The organism is Buchnera aphidicola (Cinara strobi) (assembly GCF_900560745.1).
Taxonomy (GTDB): domain Bacteria; phylum Pseudomonadota; class Gammaproteobacteria; order Enterobacterales; family Enterobacteriaceae; genus Buchnera_F; species Buchnera_F aphidicola_AJ.
Window position 1 is genome coordinate 276885 of the sequence record NZ_LR025085.1, and the last position, 25261, is coordinate 302145.

The window sequence follows — 25261 nt, forward strand, 5'->3', positions numbered from 1 at the left end:
TAATAAATATTTTTATATCGTATATTACTATATCAATATCATAAGAAATAATGATATATTAAATGTAATAAAGATAATAAAATTACAAATATTAATAATACTAATATTTATACTAAATATCTCATAATATATATAATTTATTATTAAATTATATATTTAATTACAAAATTACAAAACATCTAAAATTTATATACAAAATATATTAAAAAATTCTTATTTTTAAAAAAATTATAATATTATTTTTATTGAAAAAATAGTTCAATCTTTAAAAAAATCATTAGTCAAATTTTAAGATTTATCTATTTTTTTTAAAACCATATAAATTAAAATAATTTTATTATATATAATAATTGTTAAAGTGTTTTTTAATATATATTAATATATAATATTTTTTAAAATTTAATTAAATATTATAATATTTCAAGAATAAAAATCAAAATAATTATTAGATAACATCTTAAAAAAAAACCATTAATTTAAATATTTTATTTTTATTAAACTAACATCTTTTATAAAATTTTTACATATTTTAGAGGATTCAATGCAAACATTATATCAAAAAAATTGTTTACGGTTATTTAATTTCAACCATAAAGAAATTCAATATTTAATTAAATTATCAAAATTTTTCAAACAAATGAAAAATTGTAAATCCGAAAAAAAATATCTAAAGGGGAAAAATATAGTATTAATTTTTGAAAAACCGTCAACAAGAACTCGATGTTCATTTGAAATAGCTGCACATGATCAAGGAGCAAAAACTACTTATTTAGGACCAAACGACACACATTTAGGATATAAAGAATCTGTTCATGATTCAGCAGCCGTTTTAGGAAAAATTTATAATGGAATATTATATAGAGGATTTTGTCAGAAAATTCTTGAAAACTTACAAAAATATTCTAATATTCCTGTATGGAATGGATTAACAGATATATTCCATCCTACTCAAATTCTATCAGACCTATTTACAATGAGTGAAATTCATCCTAATACTCCGTTAAATAAGATTAAATGTGCATATGTTGGTGATGCTCAAAATAATATCGCTAACTCATTGTTAGAGGCAGCGTTTATATTAAATTTAAAACTTAATATCGTAGCTCCAAAATCATGTTGGCCTAAAAAAAATATTATCTTTACAAGAACTGAAAAATTAAATACAAAAAAAAATATTTTATATACCGATGATATTAAAAAAGGAATAAAAAATGTCGATTTTATTTATACAGATGTATGGATCTCGATGGGCGAAAAAAAAATTGAGTGGAAAAAAAAAATAAAAGAATTATTCCCCTACCAGGTTAATAAGACTATGCTTGAAATGACCAATAATCCAAATGTAAAAGTATTACATTGCTTACCAGCATTACATGATAAAAAATCTACTATAGGATTAAAGATCCATAATCAATTTAATTTAAAAAATGGATTAGAAATTACAGATGATATATTTTATTCTAATAAATCTATAATATTACAGCAATCTGAAAATAAGATGCATACACTAAAAGCCTTACTAGTATCATGTTTATCAAAAAAAAAATTTTTTTAAAACTAAAAAAAATACATTCTAATTATTTCAATAATTTATTAAAAATAAGAATATTTAATATACAAAAAATTATAAATATTCAAAAAAAAGGAAAATATATCTTATGTTTAAAAAAAAAAATACTGTCAGAAAATTATTTGGACCATATTCCCCGATTATAAAAACAGATAATTTATTTTTTCTTTCTGGACAAATTCCAGTAAATGCAACAACAGGTATAATACCACAAGGCGTTAATGAACAAACTACATTGATATTAGAAAATATTTATATTTTATTAAAAAAAAACAAACTAAAATTAAAAAATATTGTCAAAATAACTATTTTTACTACTAAAATGGATAAATTAAATGAAATTAATTTATCCTATAAAAAATTTTTTAAAAAAAATAATATCAGGTATCCAGCAAGATCTTGCATCGGTGTATCACAATTACCAAAAAACGTAGCAATTGAAATAGAAGCAGTAGCATCACTATCTGTCGAATAAAATATTTATATGCCACTCAGTGGCATAAAGTTACAAAACTTCTTAATCATAAGGTAATATTAAATTTTATTTTTTTTATAATTATTTCTCTTCAAATGTGTTTTGTAAATTCTATTTTCAAATGATAGTTTATTATCTGTAAATAATTTAATATTAATAGGTTTGTTTAAGATGCGGGTACGTAATAAACGAATTAATATACGTTTCGAATGATTTTTTGGTAATTCTACAGTAGAATAATGAGGAAATAATCTAATATTTCCAATTAATCGACTACTGATATCACCCTCATTAGCAATTGCACCAACAATATGTCGAACTTCTACACCATCATTTCGACCAACATCTATACGAAAAACTAAAATATTTTCTATTTTTTTTCGATCATCATTATTACGTCCACGACGTATAAAAGAATTTTTCTTATAGGTGTATTTTTTTTTGCAATTAATTGAATATAAATTATTTCTTTTAAAAGATAATGATGGATATCTTTTGTCAGGACGAATAATTAATGGTCGTTCTCCTTGAGCTAATTTTAATAAAGCTGCTGAGAGATTCTCAAAGTTTGAATTATCATTCAAATTTAATTTATTTAATAATAACTTATATTCATTTAAGTCCGGACTATTTAAGTTTTTCTGAACTTTTTCTGAAAAATTCTTTAATCTACGTTCCATTAATAACTCTGATTTTGGTAACTCAATTTCTACGATAGATTGTTTAATAGTTCTTTCAATATTTTGCAATAACCTACGCTCACGGTATTCAACAAACAATAAAGCACGACCAGTTCTCCCAGCTCTCCCCGTTCTACCAATACGATGAACATAAGATTCAGCGTCCATAGGAATATCATAATTAATTACAAGACTAATTCGATCTACATCTAACCCCCGAGCAGCAACATCGGTAGCAATTAAAATATCTAATCTTCCGTTTTTTAATCGATCTAAAGTTTGTTCACGCAATAATTGATTCATATCACCATTTAAAGCCGCGCTGTTATAACCATTTTTTTCTAAAGCTTCTGAAACTTCTAAAGTTGCACTTTTTGTTCTAACAAAAATAATTGTTGCAGAAAAATCCTCTACTTCCAAAAATCTAATTAAAGCATCAGTTTTTTTACCGCGAACTATCCAATAACTTTGCTGTATATCAGGTTTTGTCATTCCTGTAGACTGTATTTTTATCTCCTTTGGAGCTAGCATAAATTGCCTAGATATTCGTAAAATAGCATTTGGCATAGTAGCTGAAAATAATGCTGTTTGATGTTTTTTGGGGATTTTTGACATAATATTTTCTACATCTTCTATAAAACCCATTCGTAACATTTCATCAGCTTCATCTAATACTAAACTACGTAAATTCATTAAGCTAAGAGTCCCTCTTTTTAAGTGATCCAATAAACGACCCGGGGTTCCTACAATAATCTGAGGACCTCTCCTTAAAGATTGTAACTGAATTTCATACCGTTGACCTCCATAAATAGCTAATACAGTTATTCCGATTAGATATTTAGAAAAATCAGAAAATGCTCTGGCTACCTGAACAGCTAATTCTCGAGTAGGAGCAAGAACAAGAATTTGAGGAGACCGCAATGCAATATTAATATTATTTAATAAAGGCAATGCAAAAGCAGCAGTTTTTCCGCTACCTGTTTGAGCCATTCCTAATACATCTTGTCCTAATAATAAAGATGGAATACAAGCAGATTGTATAGGAGAAGGTTTAATATATCCTAACTCTTTCAAAGATTGAAGTAAAAAAGAATTAAGTCCAAAAACGGAAAAAGAATTATGAATTTGAGTCATGTAGAGTATGAGCCTCTTATTTTTCAAAAATGGCCAGTCTACCACACAACCCATGATGAAAATTTTTTATCTATTTTCATTAAAGAGTATAAACCGGCTAAATTAGATTTATATAAATTTTCTTTAAAAAAAAACAAAATAAATTATTTTAATAAAAACAGTTTATATTAAAATAATTAATATCTTAAAATTAATGAATAAAATTTTATTATACAATAAAAAATCTAAATAAGATAGTATCTTCCAATCATAAATATTCGTATAAAAATATATTTATATTATTATTTTTTTGATACTCTTATATCTTTCATACTTAAACGAATTCGTCCTTGTCGATCTACTTCTAAAACTTTTACATAAATAGTTTGATCAATTTTTAAATGATCAATAACTTTATCTACTCTTTTATGTGAAATTTGAGAAATATGTATTAATCCTTCTTTACCCCATCCTATAGAGACAAAAGCTCCAAAGTCTAAGATACGTGTTACTTTTCCTAAATAAATTTTTCCAATTTTAATATCTTCAGTAATTTCCTTAATTCTACGCATTGCATGTTTAGCTTTTTCACCAACTATAGCTGAAATTTTTACCACCCCATCATCTTTAATTTCAATTACAGTTCCTGTTTCTTCAGTTAATGTACGGATAATAGAACCACCTTTTCCAATTACATCTTTTATTTTTTCAGGATTAATTTTCATAGTATAGATTCTAGGAGCAAACTTAGATATGTCACTTCTAGGAATTTGTAATGTAGTTTCCATAATATCTAAAATCTTTAATCTTGCAGATTTTGCTTGATATAACGCTGATTTAATAATATCACTAGTGATACCAGAAATCTTAATGTCCATTTGTAAAGCTGTAATGCCGACCCTACTTCCTGCAACTTTAAAATCCATATCGCCTAAATGATCCTCATCTCCTAAAATATCTGACAAAATTACATATGTATCATGTTCTTTAATTAAACCCATAGCAATCCCTGCAATTGCCGATTTAATTGGAACACCTGCATCCATTAATGCTAAAGATGCACCGCATACAGAAGCCATAGAAGAAGAACCATTAGATTCTGTTATCTCTGAAACTAAACGAATTGTATATGGGAAATCTTCGATTTTTGGCATAACAGCTAAAAAACTACGCTTAGCTAATTTTCCATGACCAATTTCTCTTCGTTTAGGGGATCCTACAATTCCAATTTCTCCTACAGAGTATGGAGGAAAATTATAATGAAATAAAAAATTATCAGTTCTATCTCCTAGCAAATCATCTAAATTTTGTGCATCTCGCGATGTACCTAAAGTAGCTGACACAAGTGCTTGAGTTTCTCCTCGCGTAAACAAAGCTGAACCATGTACGCGCGGCAAAACTCCAGTCCGAACATCAATGGGTCTAATAGAATAATTTGATCGACCATCAATTCTTGCCTTACCTTGTAAAATACGACTTCTAACAATACTACGCTCTATGTAACAAATAATCTCTTCAACAGCAGAACTGTTTATATTATTATTATCATTTAGTAATTCTGAAAGAGTTTTTTGTTTAATATCGTAAAGTTTAATCAATCTTTCCTTTTTAGATAAAATATAATATGCTTTCTCAATATCTTTTCTAATCTTATCGGATACTAATTCATATAACTGTAAATCTGGTTGATATACATTAGAATAAATATTGGGAAGTTTATTTGCTTTTTTAGCAAATAAAAAAATATTCTCAATTAACGATTTTTGACTTTCGTGTCCAAATAAAATAGCATTCAGAATATTTTCTTCTGATAATATATTAGCTTCAGCCTCTACCATAAAAATATTATCTTTTGTTCCTGAAACAACTAAATCTAAAGAACTATTTTTCATAATTTCTGTAGAAGGATTTAAAACATACTGATTTTCTAATAATCCAACACGAGCTGCTCCTATTGGACCTAAAAACGGTAATCCTGATAAAGATAAAGCAGCTGACGCGCCAACAATAGAAATAATGTCTGGATTAATTTGAGGATTCACAGAAATAACAGTTGCGATAATTTGAACTTCATTTAAAAAATCTTTAGAAAATAAAGGACGTATCGGTCTATCAATTAATCGAGAAACTAAAATTTCATTTTCACTAGGCCGTCCTTCGCGACGAAAAAACCCCCCGGGTATTCGTCCAGCTGCATAAGTTCGTTCTTGATAATTTACAACTAAAGGGAAAAATTTTTGTCCGGCTTGAACTGATTCATCACTAACAATAGTGACTAATACTGTAGTATCATCCATTTTTGCTAACACTGAAGCAGTAGCTTGTCGAGCAATCACCCCCGTTTCTAAAATAATAGAATGTTGACCATACTTAAATTTATGTATAATTGGTTTTAACAAAATTCATATCCTTAAAAGAAATAAAAAATTTTTAAAAAATATTTACATTTTATGACATTATCATCTAATAAAAAATTTTTATAAAAATATTTTTTATATTTATAAAAATAAATATTAAGAAAAGAGCTGACATAGCTCTTTTCTGGATAAAAAGTATCACATTTAATTATTAAATAAAATTTTTATTATAAAATAATTATTTATATTCACTTAATGGCGTAAACCTAACTCATGAATTAATAAAAGATATTTTTTATATTTCCTTGATTTCATGTAATCTAATAATTTTCTACGACGAGAAACCATACTTAATAAACCCTTTCGCCCGCAGTGATCTTCTTTATGTTCAGAAAAATGTTTTTGTAAATAATTTATTTTTCTAGTTAATAAAGCAATTTGTACTGATGAATACCCACTATTTTTAAAATTTTTTCCATATTTTAAAATTAACTCTCGTACTACTATATCGCTTTTTAACATTAATCATACTCCACGCATATATTTTATTAAAAATAAACTTTTAAAATAGTTAATAAAATTCAACTCAATAAAATGCACTCCGGAGTCAATAATCCTAAAGCACTAAGTCGTCCAATTCCTAAAAATATATTTTTTTTACCTGTAGTTACTTGTACTAAACCAATTTTAAAACAATTTACTAGATAGATACATAATTTTTTTTTAAAATTATCAGCATCTTGACTCGTTAATTTCACTATTGGATATTCTAAAAAAAAAGAACTAATAGGTAATAAAAAAGTACTCAACATATTAAAAAGATAAAATCTATGCGTTTGGTTAATATTTTGATTTTCAATAAAATATAACTTAGTTAAATTAATTAATTGAGATGAAACATATAAACCAACCTGCAAACGACATAAGTAAATAACATGAGCTCCACATTTTAATTTTTTTCCAACATCGTCTACTAAACTTCGAATATATGTTCCTTTAGAACATACAATTGTAAATTCTAAAAAATTATCAATTAATTGAATAAAATTTAACTGATAAATAATTAAATTCCTATTTTTTCTAGGAACAGATATACCTAAACGAGCATATTTATATAAAGGAATTCCTTTATATTTTAAAGCTGAAAACATTGGCGGAGTTTGTTTTATTTCTCCAACAAAAGTCTTTAAGATTTTTTTAACATTATGAATATTTAAACACACTGATCGCTTCTTTAATATCTCTCCAGATAAATCTCCAGTTACAGTAGTTTCCCCTAATTTAACAATTACATGATATTTTTTTATTGAATTAGTTAAATATCTAGAAAATTTTGTTGCATTTCCAAATAAAATTGGTAACATACCTGTAGCTAAGGGGTCTAGAGATCCTGTATAACCTACTTTTTTAGCAAAAAAAATTCTCTTAACCTGTTGCAAAGCGCAGTTAGATGTTATACCTTTTGGTTTATCTAATAATAATATTCCATTAAAATTAAAATATTTAACATAATCCATTTATTAATCCCAAAAAAAATATATTTAAATAATTAATTAACTTGGCATATTTTTGTCAATCAATTTAGAAATAAAAATTCCATTTAAAAAAGATACGTCATGAATAAAAAATAACTTCGGAACAATTCGTAAATATATATTCTTGTTCAAGATAGAACGAATATAGCTAGAAGAACGTTGAAGAACGAATAACATAAGTTTAATTTTTTTCTTATTTTTTTCCTTTAAAAAAGTAACAAATATTTTTGCATAACTTAAATCTAAAGATAACTTTACTTCTGAGATTGTTATAAATTCATTCAATCGAGGATCTTTTAAACGTTGTTGAATAATAATAGCAATTTCTTTATGTAAATTCCGTTCTAGTTTTACTGCTCGATGACAACCCTTTAACATTATATTTCCTATTAATAATGAATATACTTCTCATTTTAAGGACATGTAAAAATTTTTAAAGTTTAATTTAATATCTTAATTAACTATTTGAATATTTGAAATAATTCAATGATATCCCCGGTACGAACATCGGTGTAATTTTTTACACCTATTCCACATTCTATTCCATTTCGAACTTCTGTTACATCTTCTTTAAAACGACGTAATGATTCTAATTCACCTTCATAGATTACAATATTATTTCTTAAAACTCGTATGGGGCAAGTTTTTTTAATAACACCTTCAATTACCATACAACCAGCAATTAATCCAAATTTTGGTGATTTAAAAACATCTCTAACTTCCGCTAAACCTATAATTTTATGATTATTTACCGGAACAACTAAACCAGATACTAATGATTTGACATCATTAATTAAATCATATATTATTGAATAATAACGGATATCTAAATTCTCCTCCTCTATAATCTTTTTTGAAGAAGAATTAGCTCGAACATTAAATCCTATAAGAACTGATGAAGTAGTGATACTTAAAGATGCATCAGTTTCTGTAATTGCCCCAACTCCAGATATAACAACATGAACTTTAATATCTTGATTCGATATTAATCGCAATGCATCTAATATTGCTTCTAAGGAACCTTGAACATCAGCTTTCAAAATAATGTTTAATTCTGATGTTTTTTTTGATTCTAAATGAGTAAATAAATCATCTATGTGAACTCTTTTATGAGATAAAAGTCGAATTTCTCTAAATTTTTTCTTTCGATATAACGATACCTCCTTAGCTTGTTTTTCACTTCGAACTACTTTTAATAAGTCACCTGCCTTCGGGACTCCAGACAAACCAAAGATTTCTACCGGAATTGAAGGTTCAACAAAAAAAATATTTTTCTGGAATTCATCTTTCAGTAATTTAATTTTTCCATACTCTAATCCGCAGATAACAACATCATTAACACGCAATGTTCCCTGATATATTAATACAGAAGCTACTGGGCCACGTTTAGAATCTAAAAAAGATTCAATTACTACCCCCGAAGCCATACGATTATAAACAGATTTTAATTCTAAAATTTCTGACTGTAATAAAATAGAAGATAGTAAATTATCAATTCCGTAACCTGTTTTTGCTGAAACTGATACAAAAATATTTTCTCCTCCAAAATTTTCAGAAATAATTGAATATTTTAATAATTCTTTTTGAATTTTATTTGTGTTAGCATCTGTTTTATCAATTTTATTAATAGCAACAATAATAGGAACTTTTGCATTTTGAGCATGTTTAATTGCCTCAATGGTTTGAGGCATAATTCCATCATCTGCAGCAATTACCAAAACAACAATATCTGTTATTCGTGTTCCACGGGCTCTCATAGAAGTAAAGGCTGCATGCCCCGGTGTATCTAAAAAAGTAACAACACCTTGCGATGTTCTTACATGATATGCCCCAATATGCTGTGTAATACCTCCTTTCTCTCGATCTACTGTTTTAGTAGATCTAATATAATCTAATAAAGATGTTTTTCCGTGATCTACATGACCCATCATGGTAACTATTGGAGGACGTATTTTTTCTATTGAATCACCTAAATCACGATCTTTCATCATAGAAATTTCTAATTCATCATCTCTGCATATCGATACTTGATGACCCATTTCTTCAGCTACTAATTGAGCTGTATCTTGATCTAAAATCTGATTTTTAGTTACAGAAACACCTAGAAGTAGTAATTCTTTTATAACCTTTGAGCTTTTAACGGCCATTTTATTAGATAAATCTGAAACAGAAATCTTATTTCGTATAATAATTGGTTTGCTAAAAGCCTTTAAAGGTTTATGAAATTTCTGTTGCAAAATAGAACTCTTTTTTTTATATTCTTTAAATTTTCTATTACTACTTCCTCCAATAAATTTATCAAATCTAGAAGATGTAAATAAATTACTTTTTTTTTTATTTTTTCGAATATTTTTAGGTAAAACTATTTTTTTTTGATTTATAGAATTATTGTTAATCTGATAAACACTTTTATTATTTTTTATTTTTAATTTATCCTCTTTAATTAAAGAATTATCATCTATCTTCTTATTTTTTAATATATTATTTTTATTTAACAATTGATGAGAAGACTTTTTACTTTTTATTTTTTTTTCTAATAAGATGTTAATATAATCTTTATTTTTATTTGAAGAAGAAAAACGAGAATTAAAAGATCTAAAATCTGTAGATTTTCTATTTTTCTTTACCAATACTTTTTTTTGATCTTTTTTTGACAATTTTATTATCCTTATTTAATGTTGTTTTTAATTACAATATTAAAAATAATCTCTTTTATTTTTACAATTTCATTAATTAAATAAAAACTAGTTATTAAATAATTTTTTGTAATTATATATAGATTTAATTTAAAATAATAAAAATATTATTTTAAAAACAATATCGTCTAAAATAGACGTTTTATTTATAAATAAATAGTTATTACTAATAAATTTTATTTTTTTTTCTAACACATATTAAAAAAATTCTCTAAAAATTCTTTTATACTGTTTAAGATTTTAATAATGATATCTGTTATGTTTCTCATATTTTACTCTAATTTATTTAGTATCATTAAACCAACAAATATTGCGAGCTTCCATAATTAATTTCCCTGCTTGAGTAGACGTTAGTATAGAAATATCATTTAAATCTTCAATACTCTGTTCAGCAAGATGTTCTAAGGTATATATTTTTTTTTCTATTAATTTTTGAAGTAACTCTTCATCAATATTTTTTAAATGAGATAATTCAGAATCTAAATAATTTTTTCGAAATATTTGTACTGATTTTTCTTGATGATCTTTCAAAATAAATATAGCTTTTTTTTGTATGTTAATAATTAAATCTGTATTCATTCCTCTTACAGATAATAGTTGTGTTAATGAAGCATCTGCAATAGATTGAATAGAAGAAAATCCTGAATGTATTAATAATGAAATATCTTCCTCTTTTAGATTAAACTTTTTCTTAAAAATATAAAATAAATTATTTTTTCCTAATTTTTTATTTTGTAATAAAGAATCAGATGTCATGACATTTAATTCCCAACCAGTTAATTGTGATGCTAACCGAACATTTTGTCCATTTCTGCCAATTGCTTGAGCTAAGTTACATGATTCAACAGCCACGTTAATTGTATGATTACAATTATCTAGAACAATTGATGAAACTTCAGCTGGAGCCATAGAATTAATTACAAATTTTTCTGGATTTTTATCCCACAAAATAATATCAATACGCTCTCCACATAGTTCATTAGAAACAGCTTGAACACGCGCTCCTCTCATTCCTACGCAAGCACCAACTGGATCAATTCTACCATCGTATGTAGTGACTGCTATTTTTGATCTTGATCCTGGATCACGAGCAATAGCTTTAATTTCTATTAAATTTTCTCCAATTTCAGGAACTTCGATTCGAAATAGTTCAATTAACATATCTGATTTAGATCGACTAATAAACAATTGAGATCCTTTTTTTTCACTAGAAATATTATATAATATACCTCGAACTCTATCATTCACCCTAAAATTTTCTCTAGGAAGCATGTCCTCGCGCATTATGATACCTTCTAAACTACTTCCAACATCTAAAATAACAGATTCTCTATTAATTTTTTTAACAATACCTACAACAATTCGACCTTTTTTCTGATAAAATTGATGAATCAGCATTTCGCGTTCAGCTTCTCTAACTTTTTGTATAATAACCTGCTTTGCTATTTGAGTAGCAATACGATCAAAAGTAACAGAATCAATACGATCTTCTATATAATCATATAATTGTATATTACTATTTTCAAAACGAGCAGCTTCTAATGTAATTTCCTTGGTTGGATTAGAAACAATATTTACCACTAACCATCTACGATATGTATTAAAGCTTCCGTCGCTTCGATTAATACATACTCTAATATTAATATCTTGATTATATTTTTTTTTAGTTGCAATTGCCAAAGCACTTTCTAATGCTTCAAAAATTTTTTCTCTCGGAATAGATTTTTCATGCGAAACAGCATCTACTACAGATAATATTTCTTTGTTCATATCAGTTATCCTTAAATTAAAATGGATATACTCAACCAAATAAAAAATTTTTTCAAAAAAAATTTTATTAATTAACAAAAAAAATATTTTTAAATAGAAAATTAATTTTTTTAAAATATTAAATATTTTATTATAAATATTATTAAATAATACGATATATTTATAAATATGTTATAACAAAAAACCCCGAAAATTTCGGGGTTGAAATATTAAATCACTGTTTTGATGCTTATACAGGTATATAAAAAAATCAAAAAAAAGAAAGAAAAAAATAAATATAGTATCCTACCGAAGACGGGATTTGAACCCGTATACTTATTAAAATTAAGTACTGCCTCCTCAAGACAGTGTGTCTACCTATTCCACCACTTCGGTAAAGCTATATTATATTTGCTCTATAATCAATAGTATAATCAATTAATTAAAATAATTAAATAAAAAAAAACTATAAAAATAAAATTATTATACTAAAAATTATACGTTCCAATTAAAAACAGTAAGATTACTATATTTGCATAAAATAATACTCATTATAAATAAAAAAATTAAAAGAAAAAATATTGTATACGTAATCACATCACTTTTCGAATTTTCAGTAAATAACTGAGAAGAATAGTCACTTGTTGTAGTTGATAAATCATTACCTATATTAGATTGAAATATAATTATAACAATTAATAATAAAGATATAGAAATAAAAACTGTTAATAAAAAAAAATACATGGCTGGCACCGTATATTATACTAAGTTATAAATACAGCAAATTAAAAATTAATTTTATATAAACTATTAATACCATTAAAAAACAAAATAAAACATATATAAATCTTATATATATGATAAGAAAAGTATATACTAATTAAAATAGTATATAAATACCATTTAAATACATCTTAAAATAAATAAATTTTCTTGTTTATCTTTATTATATAAAATAGTAAGTTTTACATTTTTTTATTTTTAAGTATAAATTAAATAATATAAATAATAATAAAAGATTTTTATAAAAATTAATTAAACGCCAATGATACCTATCATATAAAATATAGATATCATTGATTAATAATCGTATAACATTGATAATAATAAATATTTTTAAATAATTTTATAATCCTTATAAAATATAACTAATCATTTTTAATATCATACAAACTTTAATTATAAAATCATAAATATTCTCTTTACAAATCAAGATTATTAAAAGGACTATTTAATTATTATCCCATCCTTCAGGATCACGAACTTTTTTTCTAGACATTAAGTCATCAATTTGAGAAGAATCAATAGTTTCGTATTTAATTAAAGCATCTTTCATTGCATTTAAAATATCAATATTATCAAGTAAAATACTTTTTGCACGTTGGTAATTGATTTCAATTAATGATTTTATCTCTTCATCAATAATCCGAGCAGTTTCATTTGAAATATATTTTGATTTAGAAAAAGATTTTCCTAAAAAAACTTCATTACCATTTTCAGTATATAATATTGGGCCTAATTTTTCAGAAAAACCCCACTTTGTAACCATTCTTCTAGCTAAGTCAGTAGCTACTTTTATATCATTACATGCTCCAGTAGATACTTGTTCATATCCATAGATAATTTCTTCAGCTAATCTTCCACCATAAAGTACTGAAATCTGACTTTCTAATTTTTCACGATTTAAATTAAATATATCATTAGTAGGTAAAAATAAAGTAACCCCTAAAGACTGTCCTCTAGGAATGATGGTTGCTTTGTGGACAGGATCATGATCTGGGACTAACCTACCAACAATCACATGACCAGATTCATGATATGCAATAGATTCTTTTTGTTTTTCTGTCATTACAACGGACGTTCTCTCGGAACCCATAATAATTTTATCTTTAGAATTTTCAAAATCTAACATAGATACTACTTTTTTTCCACAACGAGCAGCTAAAAGAGCTGATTCATTTACTAAATTAGCTAAATCAGCACCAGAAAAACCCGGCGTACCTCTAGCAAGTATAATTGGAATTACATCAGAAGAAATTGGAACTTTACGCATATGAATCTTTAAAATTTCTTCTCGACCTTTAATATCAGGAAGTGGGACTACAATTTGTCTATCAAACCTCCCTGGACGTAATAAGGCAGGGTCTAGTACATCGGGCCGATTAGTTGCTGCAATTAAAATTATTCCTTTATTTCCTTCAAATCCGTCCATTTCAACTAAAATTTGATTAAGAGTTTGTTCACGTTCATCGTTACCTCCTCCTAAACCAACTCCCCTTTGACGACCTACTGCATCAATTTCATCAATAAAAATTATACAAGGAGCATTTTTTCTAGCATTTCTAAACATATTCCTTACACGAGATGCACCTACACCTACAAATATTTCAACAAAATCAGAACCAGAAATTGTAAAAAATGGAACATTAGCTTCACCGGCTATTGCTTTAGCTAACAGCGTCTTTCCTGTCCCAGGGGGACCTACCAGTAATATTCCCTTAGGAATTTTTCCTCCTAATTTTTTAAATCTTTTTGGTTTTTTTAAATATTCTACTAATTCAGACATCTCTTCCTTGGCTTCCTTGCAACCAGCTACATCTAAAAAAGTGGTTTTAATATTATTTTTAAACAACATTTTAGCTTTACTTTTTCCAAATAAAGATAAATTTTTACCATTACCATTTTGAATTTTTATGATAAAAAAAATAAACGCGACCTCTAAAATATATACTGGAGACCAGGAAGTAAAAAAAGAAATAAAAATACTATGCTCTTCTGAAATAGCGCCGGTAACCTTAATATTTTTCTTTACTAACGTATCTATCAACCGAGGATCTTTAATAGGAAGATAAATTGTATATTGTGTCATATCTTTTCTAGTTACAACTACTTTTCTTCCGCTAATATAGGTATCACGAATTTTATTTTGATTCACTTCTTTTAAAAAAGAAGAATAATTGACTTGATTTTTATTAATGTTATAAATATTTAAATCTTGAAGTGATGTAGCTAATATAACGGTGATAAAAAACCAAAAAATCAAATTTTTAATCATATTATTCAAAAAAACAACCTCTCTTTACATTTTTTTTTCAAGTAAAAAATAATTATATTTTACATCTGCTAGCTATAATATATACTTCTCGAGAATTATCCCGCGAAGAACGCGGTTTATAAATTTTTACCAACGAAAATAGATCATATATCTTACTTATGTATTCATCAAAACCATAACCTTGAAATAATTTAATTATTAAATACCCTGTTTTTGATAAAACTTGAATAGAAATATCTAACACAATATCGCTTAATTTAAACATATTCATATTATCTACAATAGAACAACCACTAATATTAGGCGACATATCAGACATCACTACATTCCAAGAATATTTTTTAATAATTAAAAAAAATTTTTTTAGAGTATCAGTTTGAGTGATATCACCATGAAAAAAAATTACACCATCTAAAGCACGCATAGGAGAAATATCACATGCAAGAATTATTCCTAATTTTCCAATTTTCTGACGAACATATTCAGACCAACCGCCAGGATTTGATCCTAAGTCAATAACATTCATGTTTTTTTTAAAAACTTTCTCTAATTCATTAATTTCCTTTAATTTAAACCAAGCCCTAGATCTTAAATTTTTTCTATTTCTTTCTTTGATGTACGGGTCTTTAAAATATCGCTGTAACCAGCTTTTTGAGCTATTTATTTTTTTTCTAAATATCATAAGATTAATTAACATTAAAAAATATAAAAATATTGTAAATTTTATATTGATAATATTTAAACAAAATATTTCTTAAAAGTATGTCATATAATAAAACTATTGAGTTACTAAGAGGTTTATCTATATATTTCAATAAACATAACTTTAAAATTCATATAATCTATTTAAAAAATATAATCTTAAATATATTCAATTTTTTTAATTAAATATTTCACTAAACCTTTAGGAGTTTTAACTAATATCATATCATGTTCTTTTTTTCCAATTAACGCTCTAGACATAGGAGAATGAATAGAAATAGAAAATTCTTTACAATTAGCTTCATCATCACCTACAATAGTATATACAAAAATATTATTTGTACATATTTGTAAGATTGTTACTGTAGATCCAAAAATAACAACTCCCTTAAATGGTATTTTTGTAACATCAATAATTTGAGCATATAATAATTTTTTTTCAATTTCACATATCCTGTTTTCACAAAACCCTTGCTCTTCACGAGCTGCATGATACTCTGCATTTTCCTTTAAATCTCCTAATTGACGAGCACTAGCAATTGCCTGCACAATACTAGGTCTTGTCTTATTTTTTAATTTTTTTAATTCAGATTTTAATTTATTAAAACCTCGTAATGTCATTGGAACTTTATTTAACAATCTCTGAGCTCCTTTATTCTAGAAAAAAGAAAAATTAATTTTCTATTAATTTTGTTAATTATATTAACGATTGTGAACAATACAGCTCAAAATAAAATATAAATGATATATAACTATATACTATGTTAAAATATATAATATAATACATCATATAATTTATACATATATATTATTTTATTAATTAAAGAAGTAATATTAATATATTAAATATATATATAATTTTAATTTTAAAATAAAAATTGTTTTAAATAACATCATTTAGTAAATTTAAAATTCTAATTTAAAAAAATAACTTAGTTATTTTAATGTACACGATCATAACTAAAATAATATTACATATTAACTAAAAATATTTTTTTTTCATTTATTTATTTATTTTGTAAAAATAAAAGGTCAGTCATATGAATATTGAAAAAATCAAAAAATTAATTAAGAAAAAATTCAATTTAAATAAAGTATTAATCATTAAAAATGAAAAAAATATAATTATTTCAGCTATAGGAGATTTTTTTTTAGGAATGAACTCATTTGAAAGACAAAAAAATATTTATAAAATCTTACTACCCTTTTTTTTAAAAAAAACAATCCATGCAATTAAAATACATGCATATACACAAAAAGAATGGAAAAATAAAAAAGTTACATTAATCTAGAATAGATATAACACATATATGATTAAAATAAAGAAAATGTATTTAAAAAAAAGATATTATATACAAGATCAATAAATCTGTTTTATAAACATCAGTTATTTTTAAAATATCAATTTTTTAAAGTTATTTAACTATCATTAAACATTACATACATATCTCAATAAAAATTTAACATCTGATAAATAATTATTATATTATATAATATAAAATCTTATTAATAATAAAATCTGCAAATACTATATATGTTCATAATAAAAATTATCTTTATATAAAATATTCTATGCATACTCATATATGAATATATTGTATTTTTGATAAAATTAGTTAATAAAATTAAAGATAGAAAAAAATTTAAAATATATATTTTAAAAATAAAACTTTATAAAACCAATTCTGATAAAATAATTGCACCCATTTCATTAAAAAAGTATAATAGTATTATATAAAATATATATAAAAAATTTTGTTTTTATAAATATAAAAATATTAATAATTCTATTAATAGATCTTTTAAACTCCAAAATATTTTGAGAAATATACTATGTATACTGTATTTTTAGATAGAAATAAACAATACAAAGCAACATTAGGAAAAATAATTAGATTAGAAAAAATTAACGCTAAAATAGGAGAAAAAATAATTTTTCAAAAAATAATATTATCATCTAATAATGGAAAAATTTCCATTGGGAAACCAGTACTAGAAAATTTTCTTGTAGAAGGATTAATATACAAACATGGAAAAACAAAAAAAATAAAAATTATAAAATTTAATCGTCGTAAACATTATCAAAAAACTTTAGGTCATAGACAAGATTATACAGATATAGTTATAAAAAATATAATATATCCTCTAAAATAATAAATTAAAAGGAAAAAAAATGGCACATAAAAAAGCTGGTGGTTCTTCTAGAAACGGAAGAGATTCTCATTCAAAAAGGTTAGGAGTAAAAAAATATGGAGGAGAAAAAGTTTTTCCAGGAAATATTTTAATTAAACAAAGAGGAACAAAATTTCATCCTGGTAATAATGTAAAATGTGGAAAAGATTATACTTTGTTTGCTATTTCTACCGGAACAGTAAAATTTAAAAAAAAAGGTTTACTAAATAAGATTTTTGTTAATGTAATTAGTAATAAAAAATAAAGAATTTATTCTAACCATGATTTATTGTTAAAAACAACGATATATATCGTTTTACAAATATATTAAAAAAGAAGAAAAAATGAAATTTATTGATTTAGCTACAATTCATGTATCTGCTGGTCGAGGGGGGGATGGATGTATAAGTTTCAGAAGAGAAAAATTTATTCCAAAAGGGGGTCCAGATGGAGGAAATGGAGGTGATGGAGGTGATGTTTGGATCATAGCTGATTTAAATATAAATTCGTTAACAGATTATAGAATAAAAAAAATATTTCATGCTCAGAATGGGAAAAATGGATCAGGATCTAATAGCTCTGGAAAAAAAGGAAAGGATTTTTTTGTGCGAGTACCAATAGGTACTAGAATTACAAATTCTGAATCACATGAAATAATAGCTGATATTACTCAAAAAAATCAAAAAATCTTGATAGCAAAAGGTGGAAAACATGGATCTGGGAACTCAAAATTTAAATCATCTATTAACCAAACGCCAAGAAAAAAAACCAATGGAAAATTTGGAGAATATAAAATTCTTAGATTAGAGTTAATATTAATAGCAGATGTTGGAACGCTAGGTTTACCTAATTCCGGTAAATCTACTCTAACTAGCTCAGTGTCCAATGCAAAAACTAATATAAAAAACTATCCTTTTAGTACAATACATCCAGTATTAGGAACAGTTAAAATCAAAAAAAAAGATTTTATTATCGCTGATATACCAGGACTAATAAAAGGAGCAGCATCTGGAATAGGATTAGGAATAAATTTTTTAAAACATTTATCTCGTTGTAGATTATTATTACATGTAATAGACATTACAAAAATAAAAAAAAAAAATATTAATAAAATGAGATATATTTTATTAAAAGAATTAAAAAAATTTAATCAATCTTTATTTAATAAACCTCGCTGGTTAATTTTTAATAAAATTGATTTATTAACAAAAAAAAATTTTTCTAAAACATTAATTTATATAAAAAAAAAAATATCAAATCATCAGAAATGTTATTTTATTTCAGCTCAAAAAAAAATTGGGGTAAAAAAATTATCTCAAGATATCGCTCAGTATTTATATTCAAAGTAAATAAAAATTAAAATAAAAAGATACTGTCACTAATTAATTAGATGATAATATTTAAAATATTAAAAAATATAAAAATATTTCTTATATAAAGAAACCCGGATGATTGGAAACCGGGATTCTCACGTTGTAAAATCTTATCTTTTAGAAAATTGAGGTTTTTTTCTAGATTTACGAAGACCGAATTTTTTACGTTCTACTTTTCTTGAATCACGAGTAACAAAACCTTCTTTTCGTAAACTTTCCCGTAACGTACTATCATATTCTATTAATGCTCGAGTTATTCCTTGACGGATAGCCCCTGCTTGACTAGATATCCCTCCTCCCTTAACTGTAATATAAAAATCAAAAAAAAATAACATCTTTATCGTATTTAGTGGTTGCTGAACAATCATATACGATGTTTTTCTTCCAAAATACTCTTTTAAAGGACGTTTATTGACAATAATGTTTCCTTCTCCTTTTCGTAAAAAAACACGAGCAGAAGAACTTTTACGACGACCAGTACCATAATTAATGTATACAGACATAAATAGTATTAACCTTTTTTATTCATATATTTTAAATATCTAAAAAAACGGGTTTTTGTGCTGTTAAATTATGTTCATTTGATGGAAATACCTTTAATTTTTTCAAAATTAATCGACCAAGAGAACCTTTAGGTAGCATGCCTTTTACTGCTTTAGTAATTATACGTTCTGGATAATTTAACATCATATGTTGAAAAGTATATTTTTTTATCCCTCCTACATATCCTGTATGATGATAATAAAATTTATTAATTTCCTTTTTTCCAGTAACAATTATTTTCGATGCATTTATAACTATGATATAATCACCAATATCAATATGAGGGGTATATTCTGGTTTATGTTTCCCACGTAATCGTGTTGCTATTTCTGTTGCAAAACGACCTAAAATTTTATTTGTTCCGTCAACCAAATACCAAAATTTAGAAATTTTATTTACATTAGCTGAAAAACTTTTCATAATAAATGATCCAATATATGGTTATATCAAGAAAAATATTCTTAATTATTAAAATGTGAAAAATTATTTTATTTATTCAAAAATTAATTTCATATTAAAAACAATATACATAGTATATAATACTTGATATTAAAAATTAAATCTCGGTGTTAATTAAATGAATAAAAAAAAAATATTATACTTATTAAGAAGCAAAATAAATAAAATTGATTATAAAATAATAAAATTATTATCAAGTCGAGAATCTATATCTTTAGATATTTTAAGATATAAAATATTTCATAAATTTAATGTACGTGATAAAACTCGTGAAATAGAATTATTTAAAAATTTAAAAAAATATAGTGAAATCAATAAAATCGATCCATTATTTATAGAACAGTTATTTAATCTGATTGTTAAAAATTCTATCAAAATTCAGGAATTTAATAAAAAAAAAATAATTTTAAATCAAAAAGAATATCACTGCGCATATTTAGGGCCCATCGGTTCTTATTCATACATAGCTTATAATTCCTTTATTAAAAAACATAAAAAAAACTTTTTAGCAAATGAATATCCTAATTTTTCATCAATTATCCATGCTATAAATAATAATGACTGTCAATTTGCGTTACTACCTCTTGAAAATAGCATATCAGGTATTATTCCTGAAGTATATGATATACTAAAAGAACAAGACAAAATATACATTATTGGAGAAACATATCTAAAAATTCAGCATCAATTATTATCTATTAAAAAATGTTTTTTTTGTGATATTGAAAATATATATAGCCACACACAACCCTTTAAACAATGTAGTATTTTTTTAGAAAAATTTCCAGAATGGAAAAAACATTATTTTAACAGCACTTCTGAAGCAATGAAACGTTTATCTTTAGAAAGAAAAAAAAACACAGTCGTAATTGGAAACTCAATTGGGGGATCTTTTTATAATTTAAAAAAAATAGCTATAAATTTATCTAATAAAAAAAATAATGTAACAAGATTTATACTGATATCTAAAAAACAAAAAAAAAATTTAAATAATGTTTCAACTAAAATAACTATGCTACTAAAAATTAGTGATAGTAAAAAAAATCATCAAGAAATATTAAAAATATTTAAAAACATGAATATTAATCTGATAAAAATGATCCATCAGAAATATGAAAAAAATAAAAAAAACAAAATATATTTTACAGAAATTCAAGGAAACATATTTTCCCAGATCATCAAAGATACATTGCATCGAATAAAAAAATATGCAGAAAAAATAAAAATACTTGGTTGTTATGCAATAGAAAAATATAATAATCCCCTCAATAAGATAGAAGAATAAATATATATACTAAATAATACGTGTAAAAATTATGTATCGCAAATAATATTACTGATAAAGGTATTTAATTAAATTGATGTTTAATAACTTAACAAAAAAAATTTCTGATATTTTTGAAAAAATCTCATATCAGGGATACTTAAAAAAAAAAACCATTAAAGAAACTTTAAATCAAGTAAAAATAGCGTTATTAGAAGCAGACGTTTCTTTAATAGTAATTAAAAAATTTCTTAAACAAATTAAAATAAAAATTTCTAACAGTCATATCAATAAAAATTTTAGCCCAAGTCAAAATTTAATAAAAATTGTTCTAAAAGAACTAATTAAAATTATGGGGGAAAAACATAATCCCTTAAATTTATTACCTAATAAATTAACTATCTGTACTATTATAGGTCAGCAAGGAGCTGGGAAAACAACAAGTGTAGGAAAATTAGCTTATCTGTTAGCAGAAAAATATAAAAAAAAAGTATTAGTTGTTTCTATAGACATCTACCGACCAGCAGCTATTCTTCAATTAAAAAAACTAATTCTACAAACAAAAGCAATATTTTTTCCATCGCAAGTCACTCAAAAAACTATTAAAATAGCAGAAATGGCTGTTAAAGAAGCAAAAAAAAAGAATTATGATGTATTATTAATTGATACTGCTGGACGATTGCATACAGATCAATTAAAAATAAAAGAATTAAAAAAAATACAAAATCATATAAAACCAGAAGAAACATTATTTGTTGTAGATTCTATGATTGGACAGGATGCTGTACATAGCATCAAAAAATTTAATAAAAAATTTAAATTATCAGGAATTATTTTAACTAAACTAGATAGTGATACTAGAGGAGGAGTCGCTTTATCTATTAGAGAACTTACAAATCAGCCTATCAAATATATAGGAACCGGAGAAAAAATTTATGATTTACAAATTTTTCATCCAAAAAGGATTGCAAAAAGAATTTTAGGGATGGGGGATGTGCTATCTTTAATAAAAGATATAAAAAATAAAATAAAAGATAAAGAATTATATAAATTAACAAAAACTACTAAAAAAGGAAATAATTTTAATTTAAATGATTTTTTAACACAAATAAAACAAATAAAAAAAATAGGAAGCATTAATACATTAATTAAAAAATTACCAAAAAATATAATCCCCTCTAATCTGATCTTGAATGATATAAACGAAACATCATTTATTAAAATCGAAGCTATGATTAACTCTATGACAGAAAAAGAAAAAAAATTCCCCTCTATTATAAAAGCTTCTAGAAAAATAAGAATATCCAATGGTTCAGGGAATACAATACAGGATATAAATAATTACTTAAAAAAATTTGAACAAATGAAACGAATTATGAAACAAATTAAAAAAAATAAAAGAAATAAAATATTTGAAAATATTAAAGATTATCTAATAAAATTAAAATAAAACATATAAAATATAGATACCAAACATATAAATTATTAAAATAATTAAATCAAAAGGAATAACCATGATAAAAATAAAACTAGCTCGACACGGAGTTAAGAAAAAACCATTCTATAAAATAGTAATATCAGACGTAAGATCCCCCCGTGATGGAAAATTCATTGAGCGCGTTGGATACTTTAATCCTTTTGCTCAAAAAAAGGAAATAAGAGTTCATTTTTATGATGATAGAGTGAAATATTGGTTAAAAAGAGGAGCTAAAACATCAAATACAGTAAAAAATTTATTACTTGCATATCAAAAAAAAAAATAATTAATAATCAAATTACATTATTACTTTATAATCATTATGATTATCATCGGAAAAATTGGTAATCCATATGGAATTTTAGGATGGATTCACGTTATTTCTTTTACTGAATTAAAAGAAAATATTTTCAAATACTTCCCGTGGAATATAGAAAAAATAAATATAAAAATTAAAAAAAGCGATGTAATAAAATACAAATTACATATAAAAAATTTCATTATACAATTTAAAAATATACATACTAGAACACAGGCTTATAAATTTGCAAATAAAAATATTTTCATTAAAAATGACCAATTGCCTCAACTAGGAAATAAAAATTATTACTGGAAAGATATTAAAAAATGTACAATATTTAACCTAAAAAAAAAAATAATCGGACCAATTATTAATATTCTTGAAAACCGAGTATACAATATTTTAGAGGTTTGGTATAAAGAAAAAAATAAAACTATATATATACCTTTCATACAACCTAATTTTATTAAAAAAATAAATATAAGTAAAAAAATTATCATTTCTAAATGGGTTTGATTTAAAATAAACATACAACTTAAAAGTAAGATTAAAAATGATACAATTTAGTATTATTACTATTTTTCCAAATATGTTTGACACAATCTTTCAATACGGGATTATAAAAAAAGCTATCCAAAAAAAAATTATTAATATTAATATTTTTAATTTAAGAAAATATAGCACTAATAAAAAAGGAACGGTAGATGATAAAGTATATGGCGGTGGTTCCGGTATGATAATTATGTTTTTACCACTATTCAAAGCAGTTCAAGCAGCAAAAAAATCACTAAATAAAAAAAGTAAAGTAATATATTTATCTCCTCAAGGAAAATTATTAAATTATCAACAAATCAAACGATTTATTAAGAAAAAACATTTAATATTTATTTGTGGTCGATACAAAGGAATCGATGAACGGTTTATAAAGAGCCAGGTTGATGAAGAATGGTCTATTGGTGATTATATACTAACTGGAGGAGAATTACCTGCAATGATTTTTATAGATACTATTACACGATCTATTCCAGGTGTTTTAAATAATAAACAATCATTGCATGAAGATTCATTCATAAACGGGTTACTAGATTATCCAAATTATACTCGTCCTAAAAAAATAAATAATTTTTCAGTTCCATCAATTCTACTATCAGGGAATCACAAAAAAATTAAACAATGGAGATTAAAACATGCAATAAAAAATACTCAATTAAAAAAACCAAAAATGCTGATTAATTATAAAAAGTTAAATAAAAAAAATTTTTTTCAAAAATAAATACATTAATAGGTATATTGATCATGAATAATTATATCCAACTTATTGAAAATGAATATAAAAAAAAAGATATTCCTAACTTTAGATCCGGTGATTCAGTCATTATAAAAATATGGATTTCTGAAGGTAGTAAAAGAAGAATTCAATCTTTTGAAGGAATAGTTATAGCAAAAAGAAACAGAAATCTAAATTCATCTTTTACTGTTCGAAAAATCTCTAATGGAGAAGGAATAGAAAGAAAATTCTTAATACATTCTCCAAATATACATGAAATAAAAATTTTAAAAAAAGGATTAGTCCGACGAGCAAAACTATATTATTTACGTACGCGTATAGGTAAATCAGCTAGAATTAAGGAAAAATTATTACATTCATCAATATAATTACATTATACTTAAAAAATATTAAAAATAAAATTTATTATTATAATAGTGAGATAAATTATGCAGTCAGAAATCCCAATTGAC

At 24.4% G+C, this 25261-nt stretch carries 25 protein-coding genes and 1 tRNA gene; 12 read left to right on the plus strand and 14 right to left on the minus strand.

Going from position 1 to position 25261, the window contains the following annotated elements; genetic code table 11:
- Window positions 1–541 precede the first annotated feature (541 nt).
- The gene (argF, locus tag EAO23_RS01165) at window positions 542–1555 is read left to right on the plus strand and encodes an ornithine carbamoyltransferase (RefSeq protein WP_158349111.1); all 1014 of its coding nucleotides are present in this window, start codon (window positions 542–544) and stop codon (window positions 1553–1555) included.
- 103 nt (window positions 1556–1658) lie between these two features.
- Window positions 1659–2045: a Rid family detoxifying hydrolase gene (locus EAO23_RS01170; RefSeq protein ID WP_158349112.1), complete on the plus strand. Its 387-nt coding sequence runs from the start codon at window positions 1659–1661 to the stop codon at window positions 2043–2045.
- 59 nt (window positions 2046–2104) lie between these two features.
- Here the strand turns inward: EAO23_RS01170 and EAO23_RS01175 are convergent, their stop codons facing one another.
- The 12 genes from EAO23_RS01175 to greA form a co-directional block, all read right to left on the minus strand.
- Window positions 2105–3859, minus strand: coding sequence for a DEAD/DEAH box helicase (locus tag EAO23_RS01175; protein ID WP_158349113.1), 1755 nt, complete (start codon window positions 3857–3859; stop codon window positions 2105–2107).
- Between the two features lie 281 nt (window positions 3860–4140).
- On the minus strand, window positions 4141–6237 hold the full coding sequence (gene pnp / locus EAO23_RS01180) for a polyribonucleotide nucleotidyltransferase (RefSeq protein WP_158349114.1): 2097 nt from the start codon (window positions 6235–6237) through the stop codon (window positions 4141–4143).
- A 210-nt stretch (window positions 6238–6447) separates the two neighbouring features.
- Window positions 6448–6717 (minus strand): 30S ribosomal protein S15, encoded by a 270-nt coding sequence (rpsO, locus tag EAO23_RS01185; protein WP_158349115.1) that lies wholly within the window; start codon window positions 6715–6717, stop codon window positions 6448–6450.
- 59 nt (window positions 6718–6776) lie between these two features.
- Window positions 6777–7712 carry a tRNA pseudouridine(55) synthase TruB gene (truB, locus tag EAO23_RS01190; protein ID WP_158349116.1) on the minus strand — a complete coding sequence of 312 codons (936 nt, stop codon included), beginning with the start codon at window positions 7710–7712 and terminating at the stop codon, window positions 6777–6779.
- Between the two features lie 36 nt (window positions 7713–7748).
- Window positions 7749–8108, minus strand: coding sequence for a 30S ribosome-binding factor RbfA (rbfA, locus tag EAO23_RS01195; RefSeq protein ID WP_158349117.1), 360 nt, complete (start codon window positions 8106–8108; stop codon window positions 7749–7751).
- 83 nt (window positions 8109–8191) lie between these two features.
- Window positions 8192–10387, minus strand: a complete 2196-nt coding sequence (gene infB / locus EAO23_RS01200; protein WP_231996014.1) for a translation initiation factor IF-2 — start codon at window positions 10385–10387, stop codon at window positions 8192–8194.
- Window positions 10388–10708: 321 nt separating this feature from the next.
- Window positions 10709–12196, minus strand: coding sequence for a transcription termination factor NusA (nusA, locus tag EAO23_RS01205; RefSeq protein WP_158349119.1), 1488 nt, complete (start codon window positions 12194–12196; stop codon window positions 10709–10711).
- 286 nt (window positions 12197–12482) lie between these two features.
- Window positions 12483–12571: transfer RNA gene (locus EAO23_RS01210), tRNA-Leu, on the minus strand.
- Window positions 12572–12670: 99 nt separating this feature from the next.
- Window positions 12671–12919 carry a preprotein translocase subunit SecG gene (gene secG / locus EAO23_RS02090; RefSeq protein WP_158349120.1) on the minus strand — a complete coding sequence of 83 codons (249 nt, stop codon included), beginning with the start codon at window positions 12917–12919 and terminating at the stop codon, window positions 12671–12673.
- A gap of 487 nt (window positions 12920–13406) precedes the next feature.
- Window positions 13407–15230, minus strand: coding sequence for an ATP-dependent zinc metalloprotease FtsH (gene ftsH, locus EAO23_RS01220; RefSeq protein WP_158349267.1), 1824 nt, complete (start codon window positions 15228–15230; stop codon window positions 13407–13409).
- Between the two features lie 52 nt (window positions 15231–15282).
- Entirely contained in the window at window positions 15283–15912 is a 630-nt protein-coding gene (locus tag EAO23_RS01225) for an RlmE family RNA methyltransferase (RefSeq protein ID WP_158349121.1), read from the minus strand.
- A 179-nt stretch (window positions 15913–16091) separates the two neighbouring features.
- Window positions 16092–16571 carry a transcription elongation factor GreA gene (gene greA, locus EAO23_RS01230; protein ID WP_197713302.1) on the minus strand — a complete coding sequence of 160 codons (480 nt, stop codon included), beginning with the start codon at window positions 16569–16571 and terminating at the stop codon, window positions 16092–16094.
- A gap of 401 nt (window positions 16572–16972) precedes the next feature.
- Between greA and EAO23_RS01235 the strand changes: the two genes are divergently transcribed.
- The 4 genes from EAO23_RS01235 to cgtA all read left to right on the plus strand — a co-directional run bounded on the left by EAO23_RS01235 (window position 16973) and on the right by cgtA (window position 19453).
- Complete coding sequence (locus EAO23_RS01235) at window positions 16973–17224, plus strand: BolA/IbaG family iron-sulfur metabolism protein (protein WP_158349122.1); 252 nt, start codon at window positions 16973–16975, stop codon at window positions 17222–17224.
- 541 nt (window positions 17225–17765) lie between these two features.
- A complete protein-coding gene (gene rplU / locus EAO23_RS01240) occupies window positions 17766–18086 on the plus strand; it encodes a 50S ribosomal protein L21 (protein WP_158349123.1) in 321 nt (106 codons plus the stop codon).
- 19 nt (window positions 18087–18105) lie between these two features.
- Window positions 18106–18369, plus strand: coding sequence for a 50S ribosomal protein L27 (rpmA, locus tag EAO23_RS01245; RefSeq protein WP_158349124.1), 264 nt, complete (start codon window positions 18106–18108; stop codon window positions 18367–18369).
- Window positions 18370–18448: 79 nt separating this feature from the next.
- Complete coding sequence (gene cgtA, locus EAO23_RS01250; RefSeq protein WP_158349125.1) at window positions 18449–19453, plus strand: Obg family GTPase CgtA; 1005 nt, start codon at window positions 18449–18451, stop codon at window positions 19451–19453.
- A gap of 134 nt (window positions 19454–19587) precedes the next feature.
- On the opposite strand, the gene rpsI is transcribed toward cgtA, so the two are convergent.
- Both rpsI and rplM read right to left on the minus strand, forming a co-directional pair.
- Window positions 19588–19980 carry a 30S ribosomal protein S9 gene (gene rpsI / locus EAO23_RS01255; protein ID WP_158349126.1) on the minus strand — a complete coding sequence of 131 codons (393 nt, stop codon included), beginning with the start codon at window positions 19978–19980 and terminating at the stop codon, window positions 19588–19590.
- 31 nt (window positions 19981–20011) lie between these two features.
- On the minus strand, window positions 20012–20440 hold the full coding sequence (gene rplM / locus EAO23_RS01260; protein ID WP_172575452.1) for a 50S ribosomal protein L13: 429 nt from the start codon (window positions 20438–20440) through the stop codon (window positions 20012–20014).
- Between the two features lie 157 nt (window positions 20441–20597).
- Here rplM and EAO23_RS01265 point away from each other — a divergent pair, with 157 nt between their 5' ends.
- The 6 genes from EAO23_RS01265 to rplS all read left to right on the plus strand — a co-directional run bounded on the left by EAO23_RS01265 (window position 20598) and on the right by rplS (window position 25177).
- Window positions 20598–21764 (plus strand): prephenate dehydratase domain-containing protein, encoded by a 1167-nt coding sequence (locus EAO23_RS01265; protein ID WP_158349128.1) that lies wholly within the window; start codon window positions 20598–20600, stop codon window positions 21762–21764.
- A gap of 76 nt (window positions 21765–21840) precedes the next feature.
- Window positions 21841–23193 (plus strand): signal recognition particle protein, encoded by a 1353-nt coding sequence (gene ffh, locus EAO23_RS01270; protein ID WP_158349129.1) that lies wholly within the window; start codon window positions 21841–21843, stop codon window positions 23191–23193.
- A 64-nt stretch (window positions 23194–23257) separates the two neighbouring features.
- Window positions 23258–23506, plus strand: coding sequence for a 30S ribosomal protein S16 (gene rpsP / locus EAO23_RS01275; RefSeq protein WP_158349130.1), 249 nt, complete (start codon window positions 23258–23260; stop codon window positions 23504–23506).
- 36 nt (window positions 23507–23542) lie between these two features.
- Window positions 23543–24037: a ribosome maturation factor RimM gene (gene rimM, locus EAO23_RS01280; protein ID WP_158349131.1), complete on the plus strand. Its 495-nt coding sequence runs from the start codon at window positions 23543–23545 to the stop codon at window positions 24035–24037.
- Between the two features lie 37 nt (window positions 24038–24074).
- The gene (gene trmD / locus EAO23_RS01285) at window positions 24075–24794 is read left to right on the plus strand and encodes a tRNA (guanosine(37)-N1)-methyltransferase TrmD (RefSeq protein ID WP_158349132.1); all 720 of its coding nucleotides are present in this window, start codon (window positions 24075–24077) and stop codon (window positions 24792–24794) included.
- A 23-nt stretch (window positions 24795–24817) separates the two neighbouring features.
- Window positions 24818–25177 carry a 50S ribosomal protein L19 gene (rplS, locus tag EAO23_RS01290; protein WP_158349133.1) on the plus strand — a complete coding sequence of 120 codons (360 nt, stop codon included), beginning with the start codon at window positions 24818–24820 and terminating at the stop codon, window positions 25175–25177.
- Window positions 25178–25261: the final 84 nt, after the last annotated feature.

Bases quoted from the DNA above. Each gene is read 5' to 3' on its own strand.
- rpsI (WP_158349126.1), bottom strand. From the start codon at position 19,980: ATGTCTGTATACATTAATTATGGTACTGGTCGTCGTAAAAGTTCTTCT.
- secG (WP_158349120.1), bottom strand. From the start codon at position 12,919: ATGTATTTTTTTTTATTAACAGTTTTTATTTCTATATCTTTATTATTA.
- EAO23_RS01235 (WP_158349122.1), top strand. From the start codon at position 16,973: ATGAATATTGAAAAAATCAAAAAATTAATTAAGAAAAAATTCAATTTA.
- rimM (WP_158349131.1), top strand. From the start codon at position 23,543: ATGATTATCATCGGAAAAATTGGTAATCCATATGGAATTTTAGGATGG.
- EAO23_RS01175 (WP_158349113.1), bottom strand. From the start codon at position 3,859: ATGACTCAAATTCATAATTCTTTTTCCGTTTTTGGACTTAATTCTTTT.
- rpsO (WP_158349115.1), bottom strand. From the start codon at position 6,717: ATGTTAAAAAGCGATATAGTAGTACGAGAGTTAATTTTAAAATATGGA.
- rpmA (WP_158349124.1), top strand. From the start codon at position 18,106: ATGGCACATAAAAAAGCTGGTGGTTCTTCTAGAAACGGAAGAGATTCT.
- cgtA (WP_158349125.1), top strand. From the start codon at position 18,449: ATGAAATTTATTGATTTAGCTACAATTCATGTATCTGCTGGTCGAGGG.
- EAO23_RS01265 (WP_158349128.1), top strand. From the start codon at position 20,598: ATGAATAAAAAAAAAATATTATACTTATTAAGAAGCAAAATAAATAAA.
- rplS (WP_158349133.1), top strand. From the start codon at position 24,818: ATGAATAATTATATCCAACTTATTGAAAATGAATATAAAAAAAAAGAT.
- rpsP (WP_158349130.1), top strand. From the start codon at position 23,258: ATGATAAAAATAAAACTAGCTCGACACGGAGTTAAGAAAAAACCATTC.
- trmD (WP_158349132.1), top strand. From the start codon at position 24,075: ATGATACAATTTAGTATTATTACTATTTTTCCAAATATGTTTGACACA.
- rbfA (WP_158349117.1), bottom strand. From the start codon at position 8,108: ATGTTAAAGGGTTGTCATCGAGCAGTAAAACTAGAACGGAATTTACAT.
- argF (WP_158349111.1), top strand. From the start codon at position 542: ATGCAAACATTATATCAAAAAAATTGTTTACGGTTATTTAATTTCAAC.
- nusA (WP_158349119.1), bottom strand. From the start codon at position 12,196: ATGAACAAAGAAATATTATCTGTAGTAGATGCTGTTTCGCATGAAAAA.
- rplU (WP_158349123.1), top strand. From the start codon at position 17,766: ATGTATACTGTATTTTTAGATAGAAATAAACAATACAAAGCAACATTA.
- ftsH (WP_158349267.1), bottom strand. From the start codon at position 15,230: ATGATTAAAAATTTGATTTTTTGGTTTTTTATCACCGTTATATTAGCT.
- EAO23_RS01170 (WP_158349112.1), top strand. From the start codon at position 1,659: ATGTTTAAAAAAAAAAATACTGTCAGAAAATTATTTGGACCATATTCC.
- EAO23_RS01225 (WP_158349121.1), bottom strand. From the start codon at position 15,912: ATGATATTTAGAAAAAAAATAAATAGCTCAAAAAGCTGGTTACAGCGA.
- ffh (WP_158349129.1), top strand. From the start codon at position 21,841: ATGTTTAATAACTTAACAAAAAAAATTTCTGATATTTTTGAAAAAATC.
- truB (WP_158349116.1), bottom strand. From the start codon at position 7,712: ATGGATTATGTTAAATATTTTAATTTTAATGGAATATTATTATTAGAT.
- rplM (WP_172575452.1), bottom strand. From the start codon at position 20,440: ATGAAAAGTTTTTCAGCTAATGTAAATAAAATTTCTAAATTTTGGTAT.